This window comes from Erythrobacter sp. SDW2 (assembly GCF_021431965.1).
Lineage (GTDB): Bacteria > Pseudomonadota > Alphaproteobacteria > Sphingomonadales > Sphingomonadaceae > Parerythrobacter.
This window is the reverse complement of sequence record NZ_CP090370.1, coordinates 2628254-2655087: the sequence shown is the minus strand read 5'-3', so window position 1 is coordinate 2655087 and position 26834 is coordinate 2628254. Positions and strand designations below refer to the sequence as shown.

Annotated in this window: 29 protein-coding genes; 18 read left to right on the top strand and 11 right to left on the bottom strand. The window is 63.2% G+C overall.

Annotated elements, in window-relative coordinates:
* Positions 1-17: 17 nt before the first annotated feature.
* The 4 genes from LY632_RS12980 (at position 18) to LY632_RS12965 (ending at position 3918) form a co-directional block, all read left to right on the top strand.
* On the top strand, positions 18-407 hold the full coding sequence (locus tag LY632_RS12980; protein WP_234091550.1) for a hypothetical protein: 390 nt from the start codon (positions 18-20) through the stop codon (positions 405-407).
* Positions 408-457: 50 nt separating this feature from the next.
* The gene (locus LY632_RS12975; protein WP_234091549.1) at positions 458-1372 is read left to right on the top strand and encodes a sulfite exporter TauE/SafE family protein; all 915 of its coding nucleotides are present in this window, start codon (positions 458-460) and stop codon (positions 1370-1372) included.
* Positions 1366-2124: a TIGR02186 family protein gene (locus LY632_RS12970; RefSeq protein ID WP_370636578.1), complete on the top strand. Its 759-nt coding sequence runs from the start codon at positions 1366-1368 to the stop codon at positions 2122-2124. The genes LY632_RS12975 and LY632_RS12970 overlap by 7 nt, the downstream gene beginning before the upstream one ends.
* 102 nt (positions 2125-2226) lie before the next feature.
* Positions 2227-3918 (top strand): ATP-binding protein, encoded by a 1692-nt coding sequence (locus LY632_RS12965; protein ID WP_234091547.1) that lies wholly within the window; start codon positions 2227-2229, stop codon positions 3916-3918.
* 1 nt (position 3919) lies between these two features.
* Here the strand turns inward: LY632_RS12965 and LY632_RS12960 are convergent, their stop codons facing one another.
* Both LY632_RS12960 and LY632_RS12955 read right to left on the bottom strand, forming a co-directional pair.
* On the bottom strand, positions 3920-4654 hold the full coding sequence (locus LY632_RS12960) for a 7-carboxy-7-deazaguanine synthase QueE (protein ID WP_234091546.1): 735 nt from the start codon (positions 4652-4654) through the stop codon (positions 3920-3922).
* Between the two features lie 212 nt (positions 4655-4866).
* Positions 4867-5682 (bottom strand): zinc-dependent peptidase, encoded by an 816-nt coding sequence (locus LY632_RS12955; RefSeq protein WP_234091545.1) that lies wholly within the window; start codon positions 5680-5682, stop codon positions 4867-4869.
* A 160-nt stretch (positions 5683-5842) separates the two neighbouring features.
* Here LY632_RS12955 and LY632_RS12950 point away from each other — a divergent pair, with 160 nt between their 5' ends.
* Positions 5843-6706 carry a hypothetical protein gene (locus LY632_RS12950; RefSeq protein ID WP_234091544.1) on the top strand — a complete coding sequence of 288 codons (864 nt, stop codon included), beginning with the start codon at positions 5843-5845 and terminating at the stop codon, positions 6704-6706.
* Between the two features lie 148 nt (positions 6707-6854).
* Here LY632_RS12950 and LY632_RS12945 read toward each other — a convergent pair whose 3' ends face one another.
* The gene (locus LY632_RS12945) at positions 6855-9818 is read right to left on the bottom strand and encodes a valine--tRNA ligase (protein ID WP_234091543.1); all 2964 of its coding nucleotides are present in this window, start codon (positions 9816-9818) and stop codon (positions 6855-6857) included.
* A 213-nt stretch (positions 9819-10031) separates the two neighbouring features.
* Here LY632_RS12945 and LY632_RS12940 point away from each other — a divergent pair, with 213 nt between their 5' ends.
* From LY632_RS12940 to LY632_RS12925, 4 genes are read left to right on the top strand one after another with little or no spacing between them, the layout of a single operon-like run.
* The gene (locus LY632_RS12940) at positions 10032-11144 is read left to right on the top strand and encodes an ABC transporter permease (RefSeq protein ID WP_234091542.1); all 1113 of its coding nucleotides are present in this window, start codon (positions 10032-10034) and stop codon (positions 11142-11144) included.
* Complete coding sequence (locus LY632_RS12935) at positions 11141-12022, top strand: ABC transporter ATP-binding protein (protein ID WP_234091541.1); 882 nt, start codon at positions 11141-11143, stop codon at positions 12020-12022. Before LY632_RS12940 ends, LY632_RS12935 begins: the two co-directional genes overlap by 4 nt.
* Before the next feature lie 3 nt (positions 12023-12025).
* The gene (locus tag LY632_RS12930) at positions 12026-12982 is read left to right on the top strand and encodes an MlaD family protein (RefSeq protein ID WP_234091540.1); all 957 of its coding nucleotides are present in this window, start codon (positions 12026-12028) and stop codon (positions 12980-12982) included.
* Complete coding sequence (locus LY632_RS12925) at positions 12979-13563, top strand: ABC-type transport auxiliary lipoprotein family protein (protein WP_234091539.1); 585 nt, start codon at positions 12979-12981, stop codon at positions 13561-13563. The genes LY632_RS12930 and LY632_RS12925 overlap by 4 nt, the downstream gene beginning before the upstream one ends.
* A gap of 77 nt (positions 13564-13640) precedes the next feature.
* Here the strand turns inward: LY632_RS12925 and LY632_RS12920 are convergent, their stop codons facing one another.
* From LY632_RS12920 to crcB, 7 genes are all read right to left on the bottom strand, one after another.
* A complete protein-coding gene (locus LY632_RS12920; RefSeq protein WP_234091538.1) occupies positions 13641-14087 on the bottom strand; it encodes a hypothetical protein in 447 nt (148 codons plus the stop codon).
* Positions 14088-14168: 81 nt separating this feature from the next.
* Positions 14169-14864 carry an ATP12 family chaperone protein gene (locus LY632_RS12915; RefSeq protein ID WP_234091537.1) on the bottom strand — a complete coding sequence of 232 codons (696 nt, stop codon included), beginning with the start codon at positions 14862-14864 and terminating at the stop codon, positions 14169-14171.
* The gene (locus LY632_RS12910; protein ID WP_234091536.1) at positions 14861-15076 is read right to left on the bottom strand and encodes a hypothetical protein; all 216 of its coding nucleotides are present in this window, start codon (positions 15074-15076) and stop codon (positions 14861-14863) included. Before LY632_RS12910 ends, LY632_RS12915 begins: the two co-directional genes overlap by 4 nt.
* Complete coding sequence (locus tag LY632_RS12905) at positions 15069-15719, bottom strand: HAD-IA family hydrolase (protein ID WP_234091535.1); 651 nt, start codon at positions 15717-15719, stop codon at positions 15069-15071. The genes LY632_RS12910 and LY632_RS12905 overlap by 8 nt, the downstream gene beginning before the upstream one ends.
* A complete protein-coding gene (locus LY632_RS12900; RefSeq protein ID WP_234091534.1) occupies positions 15716-16315 on the bottom strand; it encodes an FMN-binding negative transcriptional regulator in 600 nt (199 codons plus the stop codon). Before LY632_RS12900 ends, LY632_RS12905 begins: the two co-directional genes overlap by 4 nt.
* Entirely contained in the window at positions 16315-17493 is a 1179-nt protein-coding gene (locus tag LY632_RS12895; RefSeq protein ID WP_234091533.1) for an RluA family pseudouridine synthase, read from the bottom strand. Before LY632_RS12895 ends, LY632_RS12900 begins: the two co-directional genes overlap by 1 nt.
* Positions 17490-17900 (bottom strand): fluoride efflux transporter CrcB, encoded by a 411-nt coding sequence (gene crcB, locus LY632_RS12890; protein ID WP_234091532.1) that lies wholly within the window; start codon positions 17898-17900, stop codon positions 17490-17492. The genes LY632_RS12895 and crcB overlap by 4 nt, the downstream gene beginning before the upstream one ends.
* A 237-nt stretch (positions 17901-18137) precedes the next feature.
* Between crcB and rpsU the strand changes: the two genes are divergently transcribed.
* From rpsU to LY632_RS12845, 9 genes are all read left to right on the top strand, one after another.
* A complete protein-coding gene (gene rpsU / locus LY632_RS12885; RefSeq protein ID WP_234091531.1) occupies positions 18138-18344 on the top strand; it encodes a 30S ribosomal protein S21 in 207 nt (68 codons plus the stop codon).
* 125 nt (positions 18345-18469) lie between these two features.
* Positions 18470-19045, top strand: a complete 576-nt coding sequence (locus tag LY632_RS12880; protein ID WP_234091530.1) for an FKBP-type peptidyl-prolyl cis-trans isomerase — start codon at positions 18470-18472, stop codon at positions 19043-19045.
* A 25-nt stretch (positions 19046-19070) separates the two neighbouring features.
* Positions 19071-19373, top strand: a complete 303-nt coding sequence (gatC, locus tag LY632_RS12875) for an Asp-tRNA(Asn)/Glu-tRNA(Gln) amidotransferase subunit GatC (RefSeq protein ID WP_234091529.1) — start codon at positions 19071-19073, stop codon at positions 19371-19373.
* Between the two features lie 102 nt (positions 19374-19475).
* A complete protein-coding gene (gatA, locus tag LY632_RS12870; protein ID WP_234091528.1) occupies positions 19476-20960 on the top strand; it encodes an Asp-tRNA(Asn)/Glu-tRNA(Gln) amidotransferase subunit GatA in 1485 nt (494 codons plus the stop codon).
* On the top strand, positions 20951-22216 hold the full coding sequence (locus LY632_RS12865) for a lipopolysaccharide biosynthesis protein (RefSeq protein WP_234091527.1): 1266 nt from the start codon (positions 20951-20953) through the stop codon (positions 22214-22216). Before gatA ends, LY632_RS12865 begins: the two co-directional genes overlap by 10 nt.
* 16 nt (positions 22217-22232) lie before the next feature.
* Positions 22233-23726 (top strand): Asp-tRNA(Asn)/Glu-tRNA(Gln) amidotransferase subunit GatB, encoded by a 1494-nt coding sequence (gatB, locus tag LY632_RS12860; RefSeq protein WP_234091526.1) that lies wholly within the window; start codon positions 22233-22235, stop codon positions 23724-23726.
* Positions 23727-23815: 89 nt separating this feature from the next.
* Entirely contained in the window at positions 23816-24571 is a 756-nt protein-coding gene (locus tag LY632_RS12855; protein ID WP_234091525.1) for a hypothetical protein, read from the top strand.
* A 380-nt stretch (positions 24572-24951) separates the two neighbouring features.
* A complete protein-coding gene (locus tag LY632_RS12850) occupies positions 24952-25767 on the top strand; it encodes a M48 family metalloprotease (RefSeq protein WP_234093241.1) in 816 nt (271 codons plus the stop codon).
* Between the two features lie 4 nt (positions 25768-25771).
* Entirely contained in the window at positions 25772-26371 is a 600-nt protein-coding gene (locus tag LY632_RS12845; protein ID WP_234091524.1) for a hypothetical protein, read from the top strand.
* Positions 26372-26452: 81 nt separating this feature from the next.
* Here LY632_RS12845 and LY632_RS12840 read toward each other — a convergent pair whose 3' ends face one another.
* Positions 26453-26752, bottom strand: a complete 300-nt coding sequence (locus tag LY632_RS12840; protein ID WP_234091523.1) for a hypothetical protein — start codon at positions 26750-26752, stop codon at positions 26453-26455.
* Positions 26753-26834 lie beyond the last annotated feature (82 nt).

The window sequence follows — 26834 nt, the reverse complement described above, 5'->3', positions numbered from 1 at the left end:
TCCAGGCTGAATTGCGCGTGACGGATGCGCAAAGCAAGGTGCTGGTTCGGCCTGTGGTCTTGGCTGTGACAGAGTTCCCCTCATGGCAGCTTTCGGAACGCATCAGGGTCGAGGCCTATGCGCAGGGCGGCTATATCGGGGGCGACTATGCCACCGCATTTGCCGACGGGCAGGTCAGGATCGACCGGAAAGTGGCGGAGGTAGGGGGTGCGGAGCTGCGGCTTGGCGCCGGTGTGTGGGGTGGGGCACAGAAAGATGCTGCCCGGCTCGATGTCGGGCCGACGGCCAGCCTCGAATTCGACCTCGGCGATGTGCCGCTGCGCCTCTCGGTCGACTATCGAACAAGGGTCACCGGCAATGCGGCGCCCGACTCGGGCGTAGCGGTGACGATTGTTGGAGGATTCTAGCGCCGTACCGCTTTAATCGAGTGTCCCGCTAAGCTACGGGAGATGCGCTCATGGACGTCTATCTCCCCATCGCAAACCTTTCGGTCAACGGACTGGTGATCGTCGGGCTTGGCATGCTGACCGGAATCCTTTCCGGCCTGTTCGGTGTCGGAGGTGGTTTCCTCACCACGCCACTGCTGATTTTCTATGGCATTCCTCCGACGGTGGCAGCGGCGTCTGCTGCGACCCAGGTAACCGGAGCCAGCGTTTCCGGCGTGCTCGCGCACCAGCGGGCGGGTGGGGTCGATTACCGCATGGGTGGAGTGCTGGTCGTAGGCGGCGTGCTCGGCGCACTGGTCGGCGCGGGCCTGTTCCGGTTGTTCCAGCTGCTCGGGCAGATCGATGTCGTCATCAATATCCTTTATGTCCTGATGCTGGGCACCATCGGCGCGCTGATGATGCGCGAGTCGATTGACGCATTGCGCGCCCAGCGAAGCGGCGCGCCGCCGCCTGCGGCCAAGCGGCGGCACCATCCGCTGGTGGCGTCGCTGCCCTATCGGTGGCGCTTTTATGCATCCGGGCTATACATTTCGCCGCTGGCACCGCTGATCCTGGGCTTCCTGGTCGGCATCCTGACCATGCTGATGGGTGTCGGCGGCGGCTTCATGCTGGTGCCCGCGATGCTCTACATTCTTGGCATGAGCGGAAGGGTGGTGGTCGGCACTTCGCTGTTCAACATCCTCTTCGTCACCATGGCGACGACCATGACTCACGCGCTGACTACCAAGGCGGTGGACCTGATCCTTGCCGGCCTGCTGCTGCTCGGTTCCGTTATCGGGGCGCAGTTCGGTACCAAGATCGCGCTCAAGGCAAGGCCGGACCTGCTGCGGATGGTGCTGGCGACAATTGTCATCCTGATCGCGCTGCGGATGCTGTTCGGCTTGGGCGTCCAGCCCGACGAGATCTATTCGGTGACCGAATTGTGAGGCGGGTGGCGCTGGTCCTGCTGGCGTTCTTCGCTCTCTCCGCACAGCGCGATCCCGTGCTCGTGCCGGAAGTCTCGCAGCACAAAATCGAACTGCAGCAGGGCTTTACCGGGACCACGCTGTTGCTGTTTGGTGCCGTGCTGGGACCTGATGGCGTCAGGGAGGACAATCCCTACGATGTGATTGTCGTGCTGCGCGGCCCGTCGCAACAAATCCGCCTGCGCGAGAAGCAGCAGATCGGGGGCATCTGGATGAATGCCGATGCGCTCGATTTCCGGTCGGCCCCGTCGTATTTTGCGGTAGCTGCGAACAGGCCGATCGAGGATATTGTCGATGACCGTACGGCGGCGATTTTCGAGTTCGGGACCGACTTCATCCAGCTGTCGCCCAGCGGCATGATCGATCCGGAAGAGCAGGCCCGGTTCCGCGACGGCTTGGTCGACCTGCGCCAAAGGCAGGGTCTCTACAAGCAGAACTTCAATGGCGTAACCTTGCGGGAAGGCGTGCTCTACCAGGCGCGGATATCACTGCCCTCCAATGTGCAGGTCGGAACCTACACGGCAGAGACCTTCGCCGTCAGCGATGGCCGCGTTGTCGCTTCGGCTATTGCCGAGGTGGAAGTCGAAAAGGTCGGGTTCGAACGCTTCGTCGAAGCAGCAGCGCAATACTGGTCGCTGTTCTACGGACTCATCGCCATCAGCCTTTCGGTCGGTATGGGATGGGTGGCCGGACGCCTGTTCGCGATGATCTGACCACGCCTTGCCGCCATGGGCCTGACAGGATTGACGCGATCTTAACCTAGACAGGGCTAGGCCGCTCGCACGACTGTGCAAGAGGGAACCAGGGTCAATCTGATGACGGATATGGGCAAGCAGGAATTCGGCGCCGCAGCGCCTGCCGCAGCTTCGGCGTCGCAAGGCGTCTCGCAGCCGCCGGCCAGGGCGGTCGACAACACCGCGCGGCCGATCGGCGTTGTGCTGGAGATCGCCGGCTCCGGCTCGATGATCGCGCTCGACCTGCAGCGGCTCAACGAATGCATGGCGGACGAAGATCCGTCGATCGCGCTGGCCGGCCAGGTCGGCAGCCAGATCAAGATCCGGGTCGGCAACAGCTGGCTGCTCGCCAGCGTCCGCAACCAGAAGCAGGACCGCAAGGCCGGCAGCATCCTCGCCAACATCGACTTCCTTGGCGAAGGTCAGGAGGAAAAGCTGACGGGCCGCATCCACAGCTTCAAGCGCGGTGTAACCCGCTATCCGATCCCCGGCGCCTATATCTATCCGGCCAGTACTTCCGACCTCAAGATGGTCTATGCCAGCGACGGCCGCTCCAACATCCAGATCGGCACTGTCTATCCAACCAAGGACATCCGTGCCGGGCTTTACGTCGACGCCATGCTGGGCAAGCACTTCGCGCTGCTCGGTTCGACCGGTACCGGCAAGTCGACCAGCGCGGCACTGATCCTGCACCGCATCTGCGAGGCGGCACCCAACGGCCACATCCTGATGATCGACCCGCACGGCGAATATTCCGCTGCGTTCAAGAACACCGGGATGATCCTCGACGTCTCGAACCTGCAGATGCCGTACTGGCTGATGAACTTCGAGGAGCATTGCGAAGTCCTGCTGACGAGTAGCGGTAACGACCGCGAGACCGACGCCGAGATCCTCGCCAAGTGCCTGCTGAAGGCGAGGGGCAAGAACCGGCTGGCGGAACAGCTCGGCAAGATCACGGTCGATTCGCCGATCCCCTACCTGCTGTCCGACCTCGGCGCGGCGATCGCCGACGAGATGGGCAAGCTCGACAAGGCCAACACCTCGGCCCCCTATATGCGCCTCAAGACCAAGCTCGAGGAACTGAAGGGCGATCCGCGCTACCAGTTCATGTTCTCCGGCATGCTGGTCGGTGACACCATGGCGGACTTCATCGCCAAGATCTTCCGCATGCCGTCGAGCGGCAAGCCGATTGCCATCATCGACGTCTCCGGCGTTCCGTCGGACATCACCAGCACGGTTGTCGCGGTGCTCAGTCGGCTCGTCTTCGACTACGCCATCTGGGCGCGCGAGGAACGGACCCGGCCGATCCTCCTCGTCTGCGAGGAAGCCCACCGCTACGTGCCCAACGAGAAGAACGCCGACGGTTCCTCGGTCGGCAACATCCTCAGCCGCATTGCGAAGGAAGGGCGCAAGTACGGCATCAGCCTGGGCCTCATCACCCAGCGGCCATCCGACCTTGCCGAAGGTGTGCTGTCGCAGTGCGGCACGATCATCTCGATGCGCCTCAACAACGAACGCGACCAGGCCTTCGTCAAGGCGGCCATGCCCGAAGGTGCGCGCGGTTTCCTCGACTCGATCCCGGCGCTGCGCAACCGCGAGTGCATCGTCTGCGGCGAGGGTGTAGCCATCCCGATCCGCGTTTCCTTCGACAACCTCGAGGAATCGAAGCGCCCTGCTTCGGAAGACCCGAGCTTCGTCGAACTGTGGAACCACAGCGGGGGCGAAGAGGAATCTGTCCTGCGCGTGGTCCAGCGCTGGCGCGCGCAAGGCTGAGTTAAGTTCCCCGCGTATCGCCGAACAGGTGGATATGCAGCCGGTCGCTCAGCCGCCAGCCATGGTCGAGGCAGAGCGGCACCAGCCAGTCCATCCGGCTGCGTAGGGCGGCGCTGTCGGTCCCTTCGGGCATCAGGAAGATGCGTGAGGAGGTGATGGCGTGGAGCCGCTGGAGCTCGGTCACCTCGTCGATATCGACCGGGTCGGCGATCACGAATTTGAAGAAGGCGCGCGGGTCGAGCGCATAGGCGTCGAGCCGCTCCTCGATCAGCGCCAATTCCGGCGCATTGCCCGAATGGCCCAGCTTGGGGCTGACATTGTACTGGTCGATGCGGATATCGAGCCGGGGCGGAGCCTTGGTGGTGCCGTTGGTCTCGATCTCTACGCTCATGTCGGGCAGCAGTTCGAGCAGATCGGCCAGCGCGCCTGCCTGCAACAACGGCTCGCCGCCGGTGATGACGAGGCGGTTCTGGTGCAGGGCCATGATCCGTTCCGCCACGTCGGCGGCTTCCAGCGTCACCTGGTTGGCCTTGCGGTCAAAGGTCGTGCCTGACCGGTGCGGGCGGTTATCGCCCTCGAAATGCCAGGTGTAGGCGGTGTCGCACCAGATGCAGGCGAGATTGCAGCGGCTAAGCCGCACGAAGGCGACAGGCATACCGGCAGAGGCACCTTCGCCCTGAACCGAAGCGAAGATCTCCGGCCCCCCGCTATCGTCGGTGGCGAGCGTCAGCGGCATGGCTGTGCCCCCCTCGGTTCGTCGTACGTACAGGGCACATGGACCGCTTGGACCACTGTCCAGGCGTTCAAATCAAATCGATCAAACATCGGCGCTGTGATCGAGCGGTCCGATTGAAGGGCGAAGGCGGCGTTGCGAAACATGGCCAGCCCCATGGCACAATCGCGGCGTGTAGGAAATTCCGCAGGTTGCGAGGCCGCTCTGTCTTCCCCTCACACCCATTGCGCCGGGTCGAGTGCCAGCAATTGCGCGAGCTGGGCATAGAGGGCCGGTTCTTCGCGCCGCAGCTCCCGGGGTTTCTCGAAGAAAGTGACGATGGCTTCGGCGAAGAACTCTTCGTGATTGGTCGCGCCATAGGGATCGATCAGCGTCGGCTCGCCGCGTTCTAGCCGTTCGACATGGTCGTGAAAGGCATCCAGCATGGCCTTCTCCCACCCGGCATAGGCCTGGCCCTTGCGCAGGACAGGAATGCCGTCGGTGTGGCCGGACAGGCCGTCGAGCTGGTGGGCGAATTCGTGGATCACCACATTGTGCCCGTCATCGGTCACCAGCCCGCCGTGCAGCGCATCGTCCCACGACAGCACCACCGGCCCCCGCGCCCAGCTTTCGCCGAGATTGGCGTGGTTGCCCTCGTGCACGACATAGCCGTCATGGGTGCTGCGGCCGGTCAGGTAGGCCGACGGGTAGATCAGCACATTGCGCAGCGTATCGTACCATGCCGGGCTGTTGACGACGAGCAGGCACGCCTGCGCGGCAATGGAAAGCCGCATCGCCTCGCTGACCTCGATGCCGTTCTGGCCGCGGACGGTGACCTGGTCCATGAACAGGTTCATTTTCCCCTCCAGCGAAAGCCGCAGGGGTGGGGGCAATCGGCGGACCAGCGGCACCAGCCGTTCGACCATTGCGCGTTGTTCGGGTGTCAGCGGTGTTTCGAGGAGCCGCTTCCGCTTCTGCCGCTTCGATACGTGGCGGAACAGCAATGCCGCCGCGATAAACAGGGGAATGGAGAAAACGAGCCAAGGCGACATGTTCGGGAAGTAGGAACGGCCAAGCCGGATTGGTAGTGTGATGGCTTTGTGATCCAGAATGCGGACATTCCGCTTTCGGCCCCGTTGCGGACGTTGCACATGAGGATATGTTGGAAAGATGTGGCGGTCGCATTACGTTGTGCTGGATGAAGAGCCAAGCGTGCAAGGCCTCGCGCGGGTCAAAGACGGCTATCAGCTCTGGCATGAAAGCCGCAGCGGGCTCTATTTTCTGACTGCACACAGCGAACCGTTGGGGCGCAGGCCCGATTTCAGCGATTTCCTCGACCGGACGATCACCGATAGGGCTGACATCAGCCCGATTGAGCGCCTGCTGGCAGGCGACTTGCCCGAACTCGACCTGCGGAAGCAGGAGGTCAGCGCTGAACTGATGCACGAGGCGGTCTCGCTTTCGCAGCAGCTTGGCATGCGGGTGCTTGTCGCCGAAGACACCGATGACGAATATGGAATGGCGGTGCTCGCAGAGAATGGCACGGTGCACTATCTGCGGCTGCGCACCACCTTGAAGGATGCGCCCGGTGACGAATGCAGGGTTGAGGTGGTCTATCGTCCGGAAATCGGCTTTGAGATCGACAGCGATCCAGCAGGTGAAATCTATGGTCTCGCACAAACCGCGATTGACGATGCGTTTGGAGTGGCTGGGCTCAATCTTGTCAATTTCAGCGACAGCAAACCGACGCGCGACCAAGCCAAGCGGCGTGCAACCGGCGAGGGCGTTTCGATATCAGCCTATCTCGACAGTTACGGCGTGTTCGAACGGATCAGCCACGGCCGCCCGCAACGCACGACGCGCGACAAGCTGCTGTTGCCATTCCGGATTTTGATGACACTGCTTATCCTCCCGTTCTTCTTCGTCGGGCTGATGGCCTGGGCAATCTTCTTTGCAGGCAGGCCGGGCAGCAACGGCGATATCAACGAAAACTATATCGTGCTAATCGGTGTCGCCGTGCTGGCACTACCGATCTGGGGTTTGGTCCGGCTGGTCGGCGCCATGTTGGGGAATTGAGCGCAATATTTGCTCGACCGATTTTTGATTTCCATCACTATCGTGTGTGTGGGTGGGCAGTTCACTTCCCACCCTCAACCCCGGCATTCCAAACCATGATTGCCTTGCCCGAAAGCTGACACTGGACGCGTGAAGGCAGCTTTGAAACCTACCCAAGCCGAGCCAGCGCCGCTGTCAGGCGCTCGACCTCGCCCTGGTGGTAGGCGAGATCGGTGCGCGCCTTTTCGACTGCTTCGGGCTTGGCCTTTTCGGCGAAGGCGGGGTTCGACAGGCGGCCTTCGAGCGACTTTGCCTCCTTCTCCGAGGTCGCAAGCGCCTTTTCCAGCCGGGCCTTTTCGGCGGCAATGTCGATGATTCCTTCGAGCGGGATCACGAACACATCCTCGCCTGCCGTCACCTGCATCGCCGGGCCTGCGGGCGCTTCGCCCATGGTCACCGGGGTCAGGCGGGCGAGCCGCTCGATCGCCGCCGCGCTGCGCTCGATGGTGCTGCGGGCGAGGCCCGAAGGGGCAGGACAGAACGCCGCCAGCTTGGCACCCGGGGCGATGCCGAGTTCGTTCCTGGCGCTGCGGACATTGGTGGTCAGCTCGATCACCCAGTCGATCGCGTCGGTCGCGTCCTTCGACACGCTGGCGCGAGGATTTGGCCATTTGGCGAGGATCAGCTCGTAGGGCCGCTCGCCCTGTGCGTGCCACAGCTCTTCGGTGATGAAGGGCATGAAGGGATGCAGCATGACGAGGATCTGGTCGAGCGCCCATCCGGCCACGGCGCGGGTTTCCTCCTGCGCAGACCATTCCCCCTCCCGCTCGCGGGAGGGGTTAGGGGTGGGCGCGGAGCCACCATCGTTCGTTTCTGGCCCACCCCCAGCCCCTCCCGCAAGCGGGAGGGGAGAAAGGACCGGCTTGATCAGTTCGAGATACCAGTCGCAGAACCGGTCCCACACGAAGTGATAGATCGTGTTCGCCGCCGCGTCGAAGCGCAGCTCAGCCATCGCCGCGTCGAGCGCTTCGAACGTCTGCTGGACTTCGCCGATGATCCACTGGTTGACCGCCAGCTTAGCCTCAGGCGCGGCAATAGTGGTGCTCGCCCCAATCCCGTTCGACTGGCAGAAGCGGGTCGCGTTCCACAGCTTGGTGGCGAAGTTGCGGTATCCCTCGATCCGCTTCTCATCCATCTTGATATCGCGGCCCTGGCTTTCCATCGCGCACATAAAGAAGCGCAGCGCATCGGCTCCGTACTGGTCGATCAGGCCGAGCGGATCGACGACATTGCCCTTGGACTTGGACATCTTCTGGCCATCGGCGGCGCGCACGAGCCCGTGGAGGTAGAGCTTGTTCCACGGGCGCTGGCCCATGTTGAAGTACCCCGCCATCAGCATCCGTGCATCCCAGAAGAACAGGATGTCGAAGCCGCTGATCAGCAGGTCGTTGGGATAGTGCTTTTCGAGCAGGTCGGTCCGCTCCGGCCAGCCGAGCGTGGCGAAGGGCCACAGGGCGGAGGAGAACCAGGTGTCGAGGACGTCTGGGTCGCGCACTAGCGGGATCTTGCCACCATGCTCACGCATGAAATCTTCGGAGGCCACCCCGGAGTGCGCGTTGAACATGTCCAGCAAGGAATCAACTTCGACGAACTCGCGTTCAGCGCCGTAATAGCCCTTCACTTGCGCGATCAGGGCATCGTGGTTCTCAGCGACAAATACCTTGTTCTTGCTGGTGTCCTCGTGATGCCATCTAGTCGTTTCGCCGTCTTTAATAGGTCCAAACCACGCCGGGATTCGATGCCCCCACCACAATTGGCGCGACACGCACCACGGCTGGATGTTCTCCATCCAGTTGAAGAAGGTCTTCTCCCATGTCTTGGGGACGATCTCGACTTCGCCGGATTTCACCGCTTCGATCGGCTTCTTCGCCAGCTCGGCGGCGTTGACGTACCACTGGTCGGTCAGCCACGGCTCGATCACCACGCCGCCGCGGTCGCCGAAGGGCGTCGCGATCTGGCGCGGTTCGGCGTCGTGCTCGACCTCGTTGCCTTCCTTGTCCTTGGTCACATGCGGGATGAGGAAGCCCAGTTCCTTCATCCGCGCCACCACCAGTTCGCGCGCGCCGTCCACACCATCCCGCCTGAAGCGGTGCAAGCCGAGGAACTCCTCCGGCACCAGCCCGTCGGCAGTCTGGCAGACATTCGCTTCGGCATCGAGCATGTTGAGCATCTCGCCCGGCGCAATCCCGGCGCGCTTGCCGACTTCGAAGTCGTTGAAGTCATGCCCGGGGGTGATCTTGACGCAGCCGCTGCCGAGCTCCGGATCGGCGTGCTCGTCCGCCACCACCTTGAAGCGGCGGCCGGTGATCGGCTGGATGATCTCCTTGCCCACCACGCTGGCGTAGCGCTCGTCGCTCGGGTGCACCGCCACGGCCATATCGGCCAGCATCGTCTCGGGCCGTGTGGTGGCGACGACGAGGTAATCCTTGCCCTCTGCCGTCGTGAAGCCATCGGCGAGCGGATATTTGAAGTGCCAGAAGCCGCCGGAAATCGTCTGCGTCTCGACCTCGAGATCGCTGATCGCGGTCTTGAGCTTGGGGTCCCAGTTGACCAGCCGCTTGTCGCGGTAGATCAGTCCCTTGTTGTAGAGGTCGACGAACACCTTGAGCACCGCCTTGGTGAAGTGTTCGTCCATGGTGAACTGCTCTCTGGACCAGTCCATCGAGCAGCCGAGGCGGCGCAGCTGGCGGGTGATGGTGCCGCCGCTCTCCTCTTTCCACTCCCGCACCTTGGCAATGAAATCCTCGCGGGAATAATTGGTGCGTTTGTCTTGCCGCTGTTCAAGCTGGCGCTCGACCACCATCTGTGTCGCGATACCGGCGTGGTCGGTGCCGACCACCCACAGCGCATCCTTGCCGCGCAGCCGCTCGTAACGGATCACCACGTCCTGCAACGTGTTGTCGAGCGCGTGGCCGATATGCAGGCTGCCGGTGACGTTCGGCGGCGGGTTGACGATGGTGAAGGGCTCCGCGTCGGGGCGCGCGGGCCGGAACAGGCCGTTCTGCTCCCAATGCTGGTACCACTTCGCCTCGATGGCGGCGGGGTCAAAAGTCTTGTCGAGTTCGGTGCTCATGTTCTCTGTTCGCTAACGCTCACCGGCGGCTCCGGCCCGCTCCCTCACCCAGCCACCCGGTATGATGACCGTCACGCTATCGGGTGGCTGGGTGGGGGAGCGGGCCGGCACCGCCAAAGCATAGCGCCTTGCCAGCGGCATTTGTGCAATGCAACGAAAACGAGGCCGATAGCTGCTTGTGAAGCCCGGCAAATGTCCGCATAGTTCGGCGCAATGTCGGATTTGCCGAGTTTTACGCTGCAACAGCAAGGCGATGGCACCACGGTGCTGGCGCTCAAGGGGCCTTACGTCGTGGCGACCATCGGGTCGATCGACCAGGACCTGCGGGCCCTCGACGCTCCCTATGACAGGGTCGACCTGTCGGGCGTGACCGAGATCGACACCGTGGGTGCCTATGTGGCCAGCAGCCTGTCGCACGCCCGTGATGCCGAAGTGACGGGAGCCAGCGAACGGGCCGGGCGGCTGCTGGCAGCGCTCGAGCAGACCGAGCTGCACGACGATGTCGCCGCCCCGCGCGACATCCTGTGGCAGCGGGTACCCCAGCGCATCGGCGAGCTGGTAATCGAGTTCGGCCAGGGCATGGTCGGGGTGATCGGTTTTCTCGGCCAGATCCTGCTCGCCTCCGCCACCCTGCTGCGCCATCCCTCGCGCTTCCGCGGCCGGGCGCTGGTGCGGCAGATGGAACTGGTCGGCGTCTCGGCCCTGCCGATAGTCGGCCTGATGAGCTTCCTGATCGGCATCGTCATCGCCCAGCAGGGGGCGGTGCAATTGCAGCAATTCGGGGCGGAAACGCTGACCATCAACCTGGTCGGCCGGATCACCTTGCGCGAACTGGGCGTGCTGATGACCGCGATCATGGTGGCGGGCCGTTCGGGCAGCGCCTTTGCCGCACAGCTCGGGACGATGAAGCTGACCGAGGAAATCGACGCCATGCGCACTATCGGCATTTCGCCGATCGAGGCACTGGTGATCCCGCGGGTGCTGGCCTGCACGCTGATGATGGTGCTGCTCGGCTTCTACAGTTCGATCGTCGCCATCATTGGCGGCGCCGTGGTCGGCGACCTGATGCTGGGCATTCCCTTTGCCACGTTCCTGCAACGGATTCAGGAGGTGGTGCCGATCTACGACCTGTGGGTCGGGCTGGTGAAAGCGCCCGTGTTCGGCCTGATCGTGGCGCTGGCGGGCTGCTATCACGGGATGCAGGTCAAGGGCAATTCCGAGGAAGTCGGCCTGCGCACGACCATGGCGGTGGTGACGGGGATCTTCGCGGTGATCGTGCTCGACGCCTTCTTTGCGGTGTTCTTCACCGAGATCGGTTGGGGATGAGCGAAGATATCTCTCCGGAGGAAGCGGCCCAGGCCCAGAAGCGCTTTCGCGGCGAATTTCCCATCGTGGTCGAGGGGCTGGTCAACCGGTTCGGCGAATTCGCCGTCCACGAGGATCTCGATCTCAAGGTGCGGCGCGGCGAGATTCTGGGCGTGGTAGGCGGGTCCGGCACCGGCAAGTCGGTGCTGATGCGCTCCATCATCGGCCTCCAATTCCCCGAAGCCGGGCGTATCCAGGTGTTCGGCAAGTCGATCTCGGCGGCCGAGCCGGACGAGTATCTCGGTGTGCGCAGCCGTTGGGGGGTGCTGTTCCAGGGCGGGGCACTGTTTTCGACTCTGACCGTTGGAGAAAATGTGCAGGTCCCGCTCCGACAATTCTTTCCCGATATCGATAGCGGGCTGCTCGACGAGATCGCCCGGTTCAAGGTGCTGATGAGCGGACTGCCCGAAAGCGCCGTGACCAAGTTTCCGAGCGAGCTTTCGGGCGGGATGAAGAAGCGCGCCGGGCTGGCCCGCGCGCTGGCGCTCGATCCCGAACTGCTGTTCCTCGACGAGCCGACCGCGGGGCTCGACCCGATCGGCGCGGCGGCATTCGATCACCTGATTCGCGAGCTCAAGAAGGCGCTGGGCCTGACGGTGTTCCTCATCACCCACGATCTCGATACGCTCTACGAAATCTGCGACCGGGTCGCGGTGCTGGCAGACAAGAAAGTGGTCGCGGTCGGCACCATCCCCGAACTGCTCGAGACCGGGCATCCGTGGATCGAGGAATATTTCAACGGCCCGCGCGGCCGCGCGGCGCAGGCGAGCCAGTCGCGCGCACAGGGAATGGCGGCCAAGGGCATGGACAATCCCCCTGCCGATGGCGCAAAGGGATAGCAGATGGAAACGCGGGCAAATCACATCTGGGTCGGGGCGGTTACTCTGTTGCTGCTGGCGCTGCTGGCGGGCTTCATCGTCTGGCTGGCGGGCTGGGGCGAACGGGCGAGCCAGGAATACGACATCTTCTTCAAGCAGTCGGTCTCCGGCCTCGCCAAGGGGTCGGAGGTCACCTACACCGGCGTGCCGGTCGGCCAGGTAACCGAGATCGAGCTGGCCGAGGCCGATCCCGAATTCGTGCGTGTGCGGATCAAGGTGCGCGAGGATGTTCCGGTGCTGGTCGGAACGACGGCGACGATCCAGGCCAGCTTTACCGGGGTTTCCGCCATCATGCTCGACGGGGCGCGCAAGGATGCCCCCAAGATCACGTGCGAGACGACCGCTTGCCCCGAAGGCAAGCCGGTCATCCCGCCGGGCCGCGGAGGGCTGGGTGAGCTGGTCGCCAATGCGCCGCTGCTGCTCGAACGGCTGGCAACCTTGACTGAGCGCCTTACGCTGGTCATGTCCGACGAAAACCAGGCCGCGCTGGCCGGGATTCTGCAGAACACCAACAAGGTCAGCGCCGATCTGGCCGCTGCTTCGCCACAGCTCGCTGGCACGATCCGCGAAATGGAAAACACCCTGCGCGAAGCGGGCGAGACGCTCGACGCGTTCGAGAAGGTCACCAACTCGACCGATGCGGTGATCAACCAGGAAGGCGGCGCGCTGGCAAAGGAACTTCGCGCCACGCTCGCTTCGGCCAGCACGGCCCTGCAATCGCTCAGCAAGACGCTCGACAGCGCGCAGCCTGCCGCGCGCACCTTCAACGAGGAAACCCTGCCCGCGGCGCAGGCGGCGCTGGAAGAGCTGCGCGAAACCAGCAAGGCGCTGCGCGTCGTTACCGAGCGGATCGAGAACGAGGGTGCCGCAGGCGTGCTCGGCGCGCAGCCGCTGCCCGATTACAAACCGAAAGGGAAATGATGCGCCTGCTTCTCGCACCCTTCGCCGCCCTTGCGCTGACCGGCTGCATCAGCCTCGGCGGGGCGGAACCGCCGCCCACTCTGCTCACCCTGACCGCCGATGCAGCGGCCCCGGCCGGCAGCGGGGCCAGCGGCACCGGCAAGGATGCGCTGACCGTGGTCGAACCCGATGCGCCCGCCAGCATCGCCGTCACACGGGTGCCGGTACAGGTCGATGATGCCAATGTCGCCTATCTGCAGGACGCGATGTGGGTCGAAAAGCCGGCGCGCCTGTTTCGCCGCCTGCTCTCGGAAACGATCGCGGCCAAGACCGGGCGGATCGTGATCGACGGGCTCGACCCGACCATCAAGACCGACCAGCGCCTGCGCGGACGGATTCTCGATTTCGGCTACGATGCGCGTAGCGCGTCGGTCGTCGTTCGCTTCGAAGCGATCCGGGACGATGCCGGGGGCCTGGTCGCCACCCGCCGGTTCGAAAGCGTCATACCCGGTATTGCCGCCGAACCCGCCCCGGTGGGTGAAGCGCTCAACCGCGCGGCGAACGACGTGGCGGGACAGGTCGCCGACTGGATGGGAGAGTAGGCGGGGAGCGGAATGTCCGGTGTCGGTTGGGCAATGCGGTTGGTCCGCAAACGACCCCACTCCGGACATGGGCCAACTCAAAAGAAGCGGCTGCCTTGCAGGTAGATCGCGTCCACGACTGAAAACACCTGCTCGGCTAAATGCGTGTTTATCACATCGCGTCGCTTCAAGGCTGTGGAAGCCAAATCTACATTGCTGAACCTGTCGTCCGCATCGACGACCATGAAGGAGGGAGTGCCGTCTTCCAGTTGGCGATGCACCAATGCGACGCCGACCCGGTCGTGTGCATCCGTGCCATCGCCCCATTTACCGATAACAAGGTCGAGATTGGCTCCCGGTTCGCTAAGATGCCCGGCTGTCCAGTGCATCCAGTATGCGGCCACGGTGGGGCCGCCTTGATGATGAACCATACCCCAGACACGGCGGCTTTCATTTCCACAACAACCACAATGGCCGCTGCTTTCGCCCAGCGTTTCAACTTCGAAAGCAGGGAGTTGGGCTTGGCTGGTCATGCCATCGGACATATACTCGCCGACGGCAGGAAACCACCCTCATGTCAGTCGTTCGAATGGGCGTCCGGACTCCCCCAAATCCGGCCCCCGGGCTCACCCCCTCGCCGCCCGCGCAAACGCCATTGTCCGGGTGAACTCACCGAGCCGGCGTTGGCGCAGGGCCATGGCTTCTTCATCCGCGCCCCATAGTTCGATCTGCCAGTCTTCCTCGAGATTGGCGGCGTTCCATAGCGTTTCCGGATCGGCATCATCCTCCAGCGCCGCCAGCCCCACGATCAGCGAGGCGCTGAGCGAGGTCAGGCTGAACAGCGCCGCGATCACCAGCGGATCGAGGGTTTCCAGCCTGTCCTTGAGAGCGGCGAGCGTTCCGGCCGGTTGCGGGCGGTGCAGGATACCGCTGGCGCGCTCGACCTTGACGCCTTCGCGCACTTCGAATGCCGTCACCAACGGCTCCCACACTTCCAGTTGGCGGCGATAGAGCGGCTCGTCGGGATCGGCGCGGTAGCACAGCGTGTCGGTTTCCATGAAGCCGAGCAACTTGGCGACGATGTCGTCCTCGCCGCTGGCAATCATGTCGATGGCGTAATCGGCCATGTCGCGGTGGGCGAAGCCGGCGGGATCGACGTCCTCGCCCTGCGCGGCCCATTCGCCCGCCAGCAGTTCGGCCAGGGCGCGGCTTGGCACGACCTGCGGGCGATTGCCCTGCGTCTTGAGCCGCCGCCCGTCGAGCGCGCCCTGCCACCCGTCGCCTACCTGCTCGACAGTCACCTCTTTCCAGAAACGCTTCATCGGTCCTTGCTGCGCCAGCTGCGCGAAATCATGTTGGGGACGAGGAACAGGTCGAGCGCGCCGATCACCAGCAGGACATAGCCGAGCTCTGGGATATCGATCAGACGGCCGGAAATGATGATTGCGCCCAGCAGGGCAAGGAATGCACCGCTCAGCCGGATCATCTGCAACATGAAGAAGCGTTTGCGGGCGAGTGCTTCGCGCTCATCCATCGAGCATGTCTCCCAATTCTTCCGGTGTTTGCGCCACCGCTTCGGCCCCGGCATCCAGCAGCGCCTCGACCGGGTGATAGCCCCAGGCAACGCCGATGGCGCGGGTGCCCGCGGCAATACCCATCTCGATGTCATAGACCGTGTCGCCGATCATGACCGTGTGCGCAGGTTCGGCGAGAGCCTCCTGCATCGCGATCTGCAACATCGCGGGATGCGGCTTCGACGGATGGAAATCCGCGCCTTGCAGGCTTGCGAAACGGTCGATCAGGCCATGTTCGGTCAGGCACAGGTTGAGCCCGCGATTGGACTTGCCCGTTGCTACGGCAAGGGCCCAGCCGGCCCCCTGCAACCGGTCGAGCAACGGCACGATCCCGTCGAACAGGGGTTCTGCCACCATGCCTTGCTCGCGTGCGGTACGAAAGCCGGTCTTGTAGGCTTCGACCGCATGCGCGACTTGCTCATCGCTGGCATCGAAGGCCAGCTGGCGGATGGCCACCGGCAGGCTGAGCCCGACAATATGGCGCACATCGTGCCGGTCCGGAGCGGGGAGCCCCGCGGCGGCAAAGGCCGCCTCCATCGCATCACACACCGGGGCCTGCCCGTCGACCAGCGTGCCGTCGCAATCGAATACCGCCAGCTTCATGACCGGACCTCGCGCATCATGGCAGCAAGCGGCTCATTGCCGTTTGCGGCCAACTGTGCGGCGATCCGCTCGCGTTCCGGCACGGTCTTCTTCTGCGACAGCTTGAGCGTCGGGCGCCATTGTTCGATCGCCAGTTCAAAGCCTGTGATGGCGCCAGCAAGCTTGTCCCACAACTGCTGCGGCGTCTCATCGGCGGTCCATGGTTCGCCATCGAGGCGATTCTCGTTCTCCTCGATCGAACGGTAGAGCAGTCCTTCCAGCTCATCATAGGCGAGCTGACGGATCCGGCCTTCCAGCTCCAGCGCAACGTAATCCCATGTCGGTACGGTGGCGCGGTCATCGTACCAGCGCGGGCTGATGTATCCGTCGGGTCCGTTGACCACCACCAGCGCCTTGGCGCCATCAAGGTGGCGGGTGAGCGCATTGCTGCGCGCAAGGTGGAAGCGCAGCCGGTCCTCGCCGCACCGCAGCAGCGGCATATGCGCGACGCGAGGGCCGTCAGGCGTGGTCAGGAACACCATGCCGAAGCCGACCCGGTCGATCAGCGCGCCGAGCCATTGCCTGTCATCGCTCCGGAACAGCGGGTTGGGATGCATCAGCGCTTGCCCTTCGGCTTCCCGCCCTTCTTCGCGACAGAGGGTTTGCCGACGCTCTTTTTGCCGAGCTTCTGCTTCGGTGCATCGCCGCCGCGGGAACGCCGCGGGGCGCGGGCTTCCTTGCGGGCCTGCTTGAAGTGGCGCTTGGCGGCGAGTTTCTTTTCGGCCGGGGTACGCTCGGTCACATCCTCGCGCAGCGGCCTGGCCTTGCTCAGCGACGGATCGAAGCCGAGCTGCTCCATCGATTCGGCGAAATGCGTCGGCAGTTCGGCGGTGACGTCGAGTTTTCCGCCCTCCGGCTGGGCAATCAGCAGGCGGCGGGCGTGGAGATGCATCTTGCGGCTGATGCTGCCGGTCAGGAACGCGTCCTGCCCGCCATACTTGCCGTCGCCGACGATGGGATTGCCCATCGCGGCCATATGCACGCGCAGTTGGTGGGTGCGGCCGGTCATCGGCTCCAGTTCGACCCAGGCAGCCCGGTTGCCGGCGCGTTCGACCACGCGGTAGCGGGTCTTGGCCGGCTGGCCGTTCTCGTGATCGACATGCATCTTCTCGCCGCCGGTGCCGGGCTGCTTGGCGAGCGGGGCGTCGATCTCGCCTTCGTGGACTTCGGGCACGCCCACGACCAGCGCCCAGTAGACTTTCTTGGCCGAGCGGCCAGAGAAACGCTTGGAATAGGACGCCGCGCTGCCCGGGGTGCGGGCGACCAGCAGGACGCCGGAAGTGTCCTTGTCGAGCCGGTGGACGAGGCGCGGGCGCGGCTCGTCGCCTTCCACAAAGGCATCGAGCAGCCCGTCGACATGGCGGTTGGTCTTGGTCCCGCCCTGCGTCGCGAGGCCGGGCGGCTTGTTGAGGACGATGGCGCTCTTGGTCTGCTTGATGACCATGGCGCGGGCTTCGGCCACTTGTTCGGCAGTCAGTGCGCGGCGGGCAGGGCCAGCCTTGCGCTCGGCATCCTCGCCGCCCGGCGGGATGCGCAGCACCTGGCCCGGTTCGAGCCGGTCCTCGGGCCGCACGCGCTTGCCGTCGACCCGCAACTGGCCCGTGCGGGCCCAGCGACTGACGGTACCGAAGCCGATCTGCGGCAGGTGGCGCTTGAACCATCGGTCTACGCGCACGCCGGCGTCGTCCTCGCCGACAGTGAACTGGCGAACGGTATCAGGGCTCGCGCTGGTCATCCGACCATCCGCCACACCGTGAGGCCGAATATGAGCCCGGTCACGCCGAGCGAGACCGATAGTATCGCGTAGAGCCCGGCAATCGCGAACTGTCCCCGCTCGATCAGCATGGCCAGTTCGAGACTGAAGGCGCTGAAGGTGGTGAACCCACCGAGGATGCCCGTGCCGATCAGCAGTCGCATCTGCTCGCTGCCTGCCGGCGAGGTCTTGACCAACCAGCCGGCCAGCAATCCCATCAGCAGGCTACCCGCGGCATTGACCGCCAGCGTCGCCCAGGGGAAGATCGTCATTGCCTGCGCGCCCATCCAGCCCGTCATCCAGCGGCCGGTCTGATAGCGAAGGACAGCCCCGATCGCGCCGCCGAGGGCGACGTTGAGGCTGGCATAGAGAGGGGGGATCGTGCTCACCGGGTGGCCTTAGACGCTGCGCCCCATGCTCGCCAAGCGGCAAGTTTTCCGTCTCGCCCGAATGGCGCGTTGCCGCAAAGCCACATCCGTGCGCTTGCCTTGACAGGGCGATTTGTGTAGGGGCGCGCTCGTAGTGGCCGACCGCTTGGCGGATTCGGCGTGATTCTAATTGGAAATTTGCGGTGTATCCCGCCATCAGGCGCGGGCTCTCCCCATTGACACGAGGTGACGAGTTTTATGCAAATCATGGTTCGCGATAACAATGTCGACCAGGCTCTCCGCGCGCTCAAGAAGAAGCTGCAGCGCGAGGGGGTGTATCGCGAAATGAAGCTGCGTCGCCACTTCGAAAAGCCGAGCGAGAAGCGTGCCCGTGAAAAGGCCGCTGCCGTCCGCCGCGCCCGCAAGATGGAGCGCAAGCGGATGGAACGCGACGGCATCAAGTAAGCTGTATCGCATTTCTTTGCTTCGCCCCGCTTGAAGTGGCGGCGGGCTTACGCCAAAGGGCGCGGGAGAGACATCTTCCGCGCCCTTCGCTTTTACGGCGATTGGCGCATTAGTCAGGATAAACCATGACCGAAGTAACCCGCGTTCCGATCCAGCCCATCGCCAAGGGCTCGCTGACCAAGCTGTGGTTGGGCGTTATCGTCGCTGCACTGATCGGTGCCGGTATCGCCTTTGCCGCAGTGCCCAGGGGCATCGATCTCGACACTATCACCGAAGGGACGGGCGGCACGCCCAAGATCGGCGACGTGGTTTTCATCAAATATGTCGGCAAGCTGCCCGACGGCACCGAATTCGACCGTTCGCGCCCGCTGCCGATCCCGCCGGGCATCTTCCCCGACGGTACGCCGATGCTACTCGAACCGGGCCAGCAGATCGAAGGCTTCTTCCAGGGTCTGCAGCAGATGGAAAAGGGCGGCAAGTACAAGCTCGAGATTCCGGCCGCGCTGGCCTATGGCGAAACCTCGCCCAGCCCGGCGATCCCGGCCAATTCGGATCTGGTGTTCGAAGTCGAGATGGTCGATTTCATGAGCCGCGCCGATGCCGACGCCAAGATGGCGGCGCTGGAAAAGGCCATGCAGGCGGCCCAGGCTGCGCAAGGTGGCGACCAGCCCGCCGAGGAACCCGCAGCCCCTTCGAACTGACAACCCTCTAGCGACGAGAAACCCCATGTCCGTCGACAAGGCAACCGTGGCCAAGATCGCCTCGCTGGCGCGCATCAAGCTTGATGACGCCGCGCTGGAGCGGATGGCGCCCGAATTGAACAAGATCCTCGGCTTCGTCGAGCAGCTCGGCGAGGTCGACACCAGCGAAGTCGAGCCGATGACCGCGGTCATCCCCAACACGCTGCGGCTGCGCGACGATGTGGTCGATGCCGACCCGCTGACCGGCGGCGGAGTGCGCGACAAGGTGCTGGCCAATGCGCCGGCCGCCGAGCACGGCTTCTTCGGCGTGCCCAAGGTGATCGAGTGATGTGCGGGCATACGCGTCATCCCAGCGAAAGCTGGGATCTATCTCGACACAGCACGAAACCGATAGCGATCCCAGCTTTCGCTGGGATGACGGACATTTGTTATGACTGACCTTACCGAACTCGGCGTGGCCGAGATCCGCGATGGGGTTGCCGCAGGCACCTTCACCGCGCGCGAAGTGGCGGAAGCGTTCAATGCGCAGGTCGCTGCTGGGAGCCAGCTCAACGCCTTCATCGTCACCACGCCGGAAAAGGCACTCGCCGCCGCCGATGCGGTCGATGCCGCGCGCGCCAGGGGCGAGCCACTGGGCAAGATGGCGGGCGTGCCCATCGGGATGAAGGACCTGTTCGCCACCGAAGGCGTCCAGACCACCGCCGCCAGCCATATCCTCGAAGGCTTCGTCCCGCAGTATGAATCGACCGTCAGCGCCAATCTGTGGCGCGCCGGGGCGGGGATGCTGGGCAAGCTCAACATGGACCAGTTTGCCATGGGTTCGTCCAACGAGACGAGCCATTTCGGCAATGTGCTGAGCCCGTGGAAGAAGCCGGGCAGCAACGCGCCGCTCACGCCGGGCGGTTCTTCCGGCGGCTCCAGCGCTGCCATCGCCGCGCGCCTGTGTCCGGCGGCGACCGGAACCGATACCGGCGGCTCGATCCGCCAGCCCGCCGCGATCACCGGCACCACCGGGATCAAGCCGACCTATGGCCGCTGCAGCCGCTGGGGCGTGGTCGCCTTCGCCAGCAGCCTCGACCAGGCCGGGCCGATGGCGCGCAGCGTCCAGGACTGCGCGATCATGCTGGAAGCGATGGCCGGGTTCGATCCCAAGGACGCGACCAGCCTCGACTTGCCGGTGCCCGAATGGGAAGCGAACCTTTCCGCCGATCTGCGCGGCAAGAAAATCGGCATTCCGCGCGAGTACCGCATGGAAGGCACGCCGCAGGACATCCTCGACAGCTGGGACAATGGCGCCCGCTGGCTCAAGGACGCCGGGGCCGAGATCGTCGATATCAGCCTGCCGCACACCAAATACGCGCTGCCTGCTTACTATATTATCGCCCCGGCGGAGGCTTCGTCGAACCTCGCCCGCTATGACGGGGTGCGCTACGGCCTGCGCGATCTGCCCGAGGGGGCGGGCTTGCAGGACATGTATGCCGCCACCCGCGCCGAGGGCTTTGGCGACGAGGTCAAGCGCCGGATCCTGATCGGCACCTATGTGCTGAGCGCAGGGTTCTATGACGCTTATTACAACCAGGCGCAGAAAGTCCGCGCGCTGGTGGCCCGCGATTTCGAGCGCGCCTGGGCCGAATGCGACCTGATCCTCGCCCCGACCACGCCCAACGCCGCGTTTGCGCTGGGCGAGATGCAGGCCGATCCGCTGGCGATGTATTTGAACGACGTCTTCGCCGTTCCGGCGTCGCTCGCCGGCCTGCCCGCGATGAGCGTACCCGCCGGTCTCAACCGCGACGGCCTGCCGCTGGGTCTGCAACTGGTCGGCAAGCCGTTCGACGAGCAGGGCGTGCTCAACGCCGGTCTCGCTATTGAACAGCGCAATTGCTTCAGCGCGAGGCCGGAGAAGTGGTGGGCCTAGGCCGCCTGTCGGCGTTGCTGGCGCCGCCGGAGCGGCAGGCCATGGCGCTGCAACTGGTCGGCGCGGGCTTTGCCATGCTGGCGATTCTGGTGCTGGCGCGCGGGCTCGGGGCGACCATGGCAGGCCACTACGCCGCCGTCAGCCAGACCGTGCTGTTCGCCGGGATCGCCGCGATTTTCGGCTATGATCAGGCCCTGACGCGGGCTGTCTCGGGCGAGCTGGCGCAGCAGCGGATCGGGCAGGCGCGCGCTGCTTTGCGGCATTATGGTGGCCGGGTTGCCCTGGGTGTTATCATTGCCGGGGTCATCGCTGCGCTGGCAAGCCCCCATCTGGAAGGAATCGCTTTTCCGCCCATGCCGGGATGGTTCCTGCCATTGGCGGTGCTGGCCTTCGCGCTGCTGCGAATGACCGCCGCCGCCCTGCGCGGAGCGATGCATATGCGGATGGCGCAAGGCGTGCTGACGCTGCAACCAGCGATATTGCTCGCCCTGTTCGTGCTGCTTTGGGGCGAGGGCTGGGCACGGGAGTTCGAACCGCTGGGCGATGCCTATATGGCCTCGCTCGCGCTGGCAGCCTTGTTTGGTGCTGCCTTGCTGTGGCGGGTCGTGCGCCAGTGGCCGGCTAGCGAGCCCGAGGCGTTCCAGTCGCGCGCTCCGGATGCCTACAGCATGGGCCTTGCCGGGCTCATCATCGCCTTCACAAACTGGGCGGAAATCGCTGCGCTGGGCCTGTGGACCGATGCTGCTTCGATGGGGGTGTTCCGGGTCTGTGTGCAGCTGTTGCTGCCGTTCCAGCTGGTCTATTCCGCCTTCGCCTTCTCGGTCAGCCCGCTCTACGCACAAATGCTGGCGCGCGAGGAATATCATGCGGTATGGGAGCGATATCGGGCCGACCGCCAGTTCCTGCTCCTCATGGGCGGTGCAGGCACAGTGGCGATGGTGGCTCTGGGCCAGCCAATCCTCGGTTTCCTTGGCGAGGAGTTCCGGGCCGGGTTGGTACCCTTGGCCATCATGGCATCCTCGCTGTTGCTCAATCTCTATACGGCGACTTCAGGGATCATGCTGACCATGGCCCACCGCGAGGATATCTTCCGCCAGTTGACTATCGCCAGCCTGCTCAGCTCGGTGCTGTGCATCCTTCTGCTGGTGCCGCAATACGGTATGCTGGGGACGGCAATCTCTGTTGCCTTGGGCGTGGTGATCCGCGAAGGGGGGGCCTATATCGCGGCCCGCCGGATCATACCGGGCCACAAGTGATCAGGAGTGATTTGACGTGAGCTACCGCATCCAGGGCGCAACCGGCGAATGGGAGGTCGTGATCGGCCTCGAAGTCCATGCCCAGGTCACCTCCAGCGCCAAGCTGTTCAGCGGCGCGGCGACGGCCTTTGGCGCGGAGCCCAATACGCAAGTCAGCCTCGTCGATGCGGCCATGCCCGGGATGCTGCCCGTGCCCAACCGCGAGTGCATCCGCCAGGCGGTCCGCACCGGCATGGCGATCGAGGCGCAGATCAACCGGTGGAGCCGGTTCGACCGCAAGAACTACTTCTATGCCGATTTGCCGCAGGGCTACCAGATCAGCCAGCTCTACCACCCGCTGGTGGGCGAGGGCGCGCTGACCATCGACGCCGACGAAAAGGCCGGCATTCCCGAAGACAAGGTCATCGGCATCGAGCGCATCCATGTCGAGCAGGACGCGGGCAAGCTGATGCACGACCAGCACCCGACCATGTCCTATGTCGATTTGAACCGCTGCGGCGTGGCTTTGATGGAGATCGTGTCCAAGCCGGACATGCGCTCGCCCGCCGAGGCCGGGGCTTACGTGCGCAAGCTGCGTTCGATTCTGCGCTATGTCGGTTCGTGCGACGGCAACATGGAAGAAGGCTCGATGCGGGCCGACGTCAACGTTTCGGTCCGCCGCCCGGGCGAGGAATTCGGCACCCGCACCGAGACCAAGAACGTCAACTCGGTCCGCTTCGTCATGCAGGTGATCGAATACGAGGCCAACCGCCAGGTCGACCTGATCGAAAGCGGCGGCGCAGTGGAGCAGGAAACCCGCCTGTTCGATCCCGGCACCGGCACCACGCGGACCATGCGCAGCAAGGAAGACGCGCATGATTATCGCTATTTCCCCGATCCGGACCTGCTGCCGCTGGAACTGGACGACAGCTTCCTCGAGGAATGCCGTGCGTCGCTGCCCGAGCTGCCCGATGCCAAGCGCGCGCGCTATGTCGGCGAACTAGGGCTGAGCGAATACAATGCCCGCGAACTGACCGCCGAGGTCGAGACCTACGCCCGCTTCGAGACGCTGCTGGCTGCCACCGCCAGCGCCATCGGCAAGGCCGAAGCGGCGGTTGCCACACCGGTCGCCAACTGGGCGCTCTCCGTCGCGCCGGGGGTGATCAAGGCGCTCGGCGATGAAGGCAATGCCGCTCACGCCACCGCCGAGGCCCAGGCCGCGATCCTCGCCATGCAGGACAAGGGAGAGATCAGCGGCGGCCAGGCCAAGGAAATCTTCGAGATCGTCCTCAAGACCGGCCGCGCCCCGGCCGAAATTGCCGAGACCGAAGGCCTCAAGCAGCTCAGCGACACCGGCGCGATCGAGGCAGTGATCGACGAAGTCCTCGCCACCAATGCCGACAAGGTCGAGGAATACCGCAGCGGCAAGGACAAGCTGTTCGGCTTCTTCGTCGGCCAGACGATGAAAGCGCTGCAGGGCAAGGGCAATCCGGGTGTGGTGAACGAGATTTTGAAGGGCAAGCTGGGGTAGGTTCGCTTTTCGCTGGACACAATAAGTTCGTTGTTGCCCGACGCTTTTACTAAGCTAGATTGCCTTCGCTAAGAAAGGGGGGGCGATTCATGATGGCTCGTGTTGTGCGCTTGATTTTCACGGCGCTGATTCTCTTTATTACCTTCGATTCGCAGGCAGTCACGGCGCAAGAGCGCACTGCTACTCGCGACGGCTTTGTGCTTGAGGAGAACAGCGGAAAGAAGATTCTCGTATTCCGGCCAAAGGTGAGCGTAGGCGCACAATCGACTGGAGGGATATTCGAACCCAATGCCGAATGGACCGAGCAAGCCAAGGCGAACATCGAAGCGTCACTGCTGGAGTATCAGACCAAGCTTGGGAACGAGATCATTGTGGCTCCGGAAGTTTATGGGGAAGATGCCGTAATCGTTGAAGAGCATATGGCCCTCTTTGCTGCTATTGCCGACGCCGTCATAGAGTATCAGTTCTTCATCGGTAATCGGCTTCCAACTAAGAAACGCGAAAACAAGGAAGGCGTGTTCGATTGGTCGCTCGGACCTAGCGTTGTCGATCTGCCTGGTGCAGATCAGGCTGACTATGCACTCTTCATTTACAACAAGGATATGTACGGATCTACGGGGCGTAAGATTCTGCAGGTTGTGGCAATCCTTGGAGCGGGTATCGCTGTGACTTCGGGCGAGCACAAGGGCTATGCCGGATTAGTTGACCTCAAAACCGGCGACATCTTGTGGCTTAATGCTGATGGGCAAATGGGCGGTGACGTTCGCGATCAAGAAGGATCTCAGAAGCGCGTCCGCCAGTTGCTTGAAGAGTTTCCCGGCAGCGATATCGAGGAGGAAAAATAGAGCCCATGGTTCGAAAGCTCCTTCTCGCGGCTGCGGCGATTGGTATTTTCAGTTCTTCTGTTTTGGCGGAAGAGCCGCCTCTGCCGCCAACATATGAAGGTGTGTATCAGCCCATCGGTGTTGATGAGGTCGGTTTATGGCGTCGCGATGACGAGCGAGAGCGTGTCCTCACTGCGTCACCGATGCTTATCAGAGATGAGGCCCTAACCGAGTACGTTCGAAGCGTCCTGTGCAAAACGGTCGGCGATGATCGTTGCAGCTCGGTTAGAATTTACTTGATACGTGAGCCGATCTTCAATGCTTCCATGACTCCCAACGGGACAATGCGAGTCTTTAGTGGATTGCTTCTTCGAACCCGAAACTAAGCAGAACTTGGCGCAATTCTTGGGCATGAATTCGGTCACTTCGAGAAAAGGCATTCTCTTTATGAGTTTAAGAAGAAGCGCACCGGAACGGATATTCTGGCGTGGGCTTCTGTTCTAGCTGCGATGGCGCCTAGTCGTGATGTTCGTCAAAGCTATCGTGAACTTGAAGTTGCAGTTTACGGTGAGATTTACCGGTATGGTAGAGATCAGGAACGCGAAGCCGACCTCCTTGGGGTCAGCTACCTGAACAAAAGTGGTCTTCGACCGCAGGCCGCCTCCAGCGTATGGCTGAATGTCATCGGAGAAGCTGAAGCCTCTGCAAGTGTCCGCGGTCTCAAGAAGCCGAATTTCACGGCAATAGCTTTCGCTGCATCGCATCCGCCAAACGCGGAGCGCGCCACTTACCTATCCTTGTTTGCAGACCCTGAAGGGTACCTTCGGGACGACGGAGAAGCACGCTATCGCGAGATGCTTGCACCGTGGCTGCCAATATTTCTCGATGATCAGGTTAAACTCAACGATTTCGGGGCTACGGAATACATCCTAGGCAACCTCGCTGAGCATGGTTGGACCGCGCCGCTCTTATTCGCACGAGGCGAACTCTATCGTGCCCGTGGTGCCCAGCGTGATCTCGTCAATGCCATCAACTTCTACAGTGGAGCGATCGAGCAGGACCCTGAGCTTGCTGGTGCATACCGGGGGCTTGGACTTTCGCTTATTAAGACTGGGCGTACAAGCGAAGGGCAAGCAGCGCTGACACGCTATTTGGAGTTAGAGCCTGAGGCATCGGACACGAAAATGATCAGGCTAATGCTGCCAACAGGAGAGTAAGCAGATGAAGAGATCGTTAGCCCGTTCGCTGCTGGTTTCGGCTGCGCTTGCGGTCGCGCTGCCTCAGCCACTGCTCGCGCACAAATTAATTGAGGAAGGGCAGGCTGTCGCTGTTGCGAAGTCAGGCTTGACTGTTGTGCCAAGCAGAAAGTGGAACCGTCTCAGCGGGTCCATCGGCAAGAATGTCGAAACCTGGACGCTTGATGGTCCGCAGTTGAACGATATCACTTTCTATGGCGGAATCCTTCCCGGAAAACCCTTGGTCAAAGAAAGAAACAAGAAGCGAGAACCTCTGCCTAAATTTACCGCAGAGACACTTCTAATCGAGATTCCTGAACTCCTCGAGGGCACATATCGGCCCTACAAGAACGTGGTCGCGTTCCAGGTGACTTCTATCGAGCCGACGAAGTTTCTCGGCCATGATGGCGTGGCGTTCACCTACGAGTACGCCGATAATGATGGTCTTACTCGGAAGGGGCAAGCGAGGGCGTCGATCATTGCGGATAAGCTCTATATGATCACCTTCGACGCTCCACGACTCCACTACTACGACAAGAATGTGGGTGATTTCCTGACGTTGGTGGATACCGCCTCGCTAAAGTAGGTTGGAGACACAGTGAGCACAAAAAAAGCCCCGCCGCATCGCTGCAGCGGGGCCTTTTGTTTGCCCGGACGGGCGAAAATCTTAGGCGCGCGTTCCGCTCAGCGGCATCGAGCCGAAGGCGCCGGCGTTGACAGCACCGGTCAGCGTGTCGCCGTCAATGGTGGCTTCGCAATCGAGCTTCATCGGCATCGGCACGGTCATGTTCATCGACCACTTGATCGTGTTGCCGTCCACCGTGCCGCCGTCGATATCCATTGCGCCCATGGCACCGGCCATCTTGCCGCTGAAGGTGCCGTCGCCCTTGTCTTCGACCGTGAGAGTGCCGCTCTGCGGACCCATCGGGCTGTTGACGGTGGTGTTGTAGGTACCGGAAACGGACATTGGCATTCTCCCTTAGGGTTGTGAGGCGATGGCCTGACGGATTGTCTGCCGGGCCATCGCCGTTACTTACATTATTGTCAAT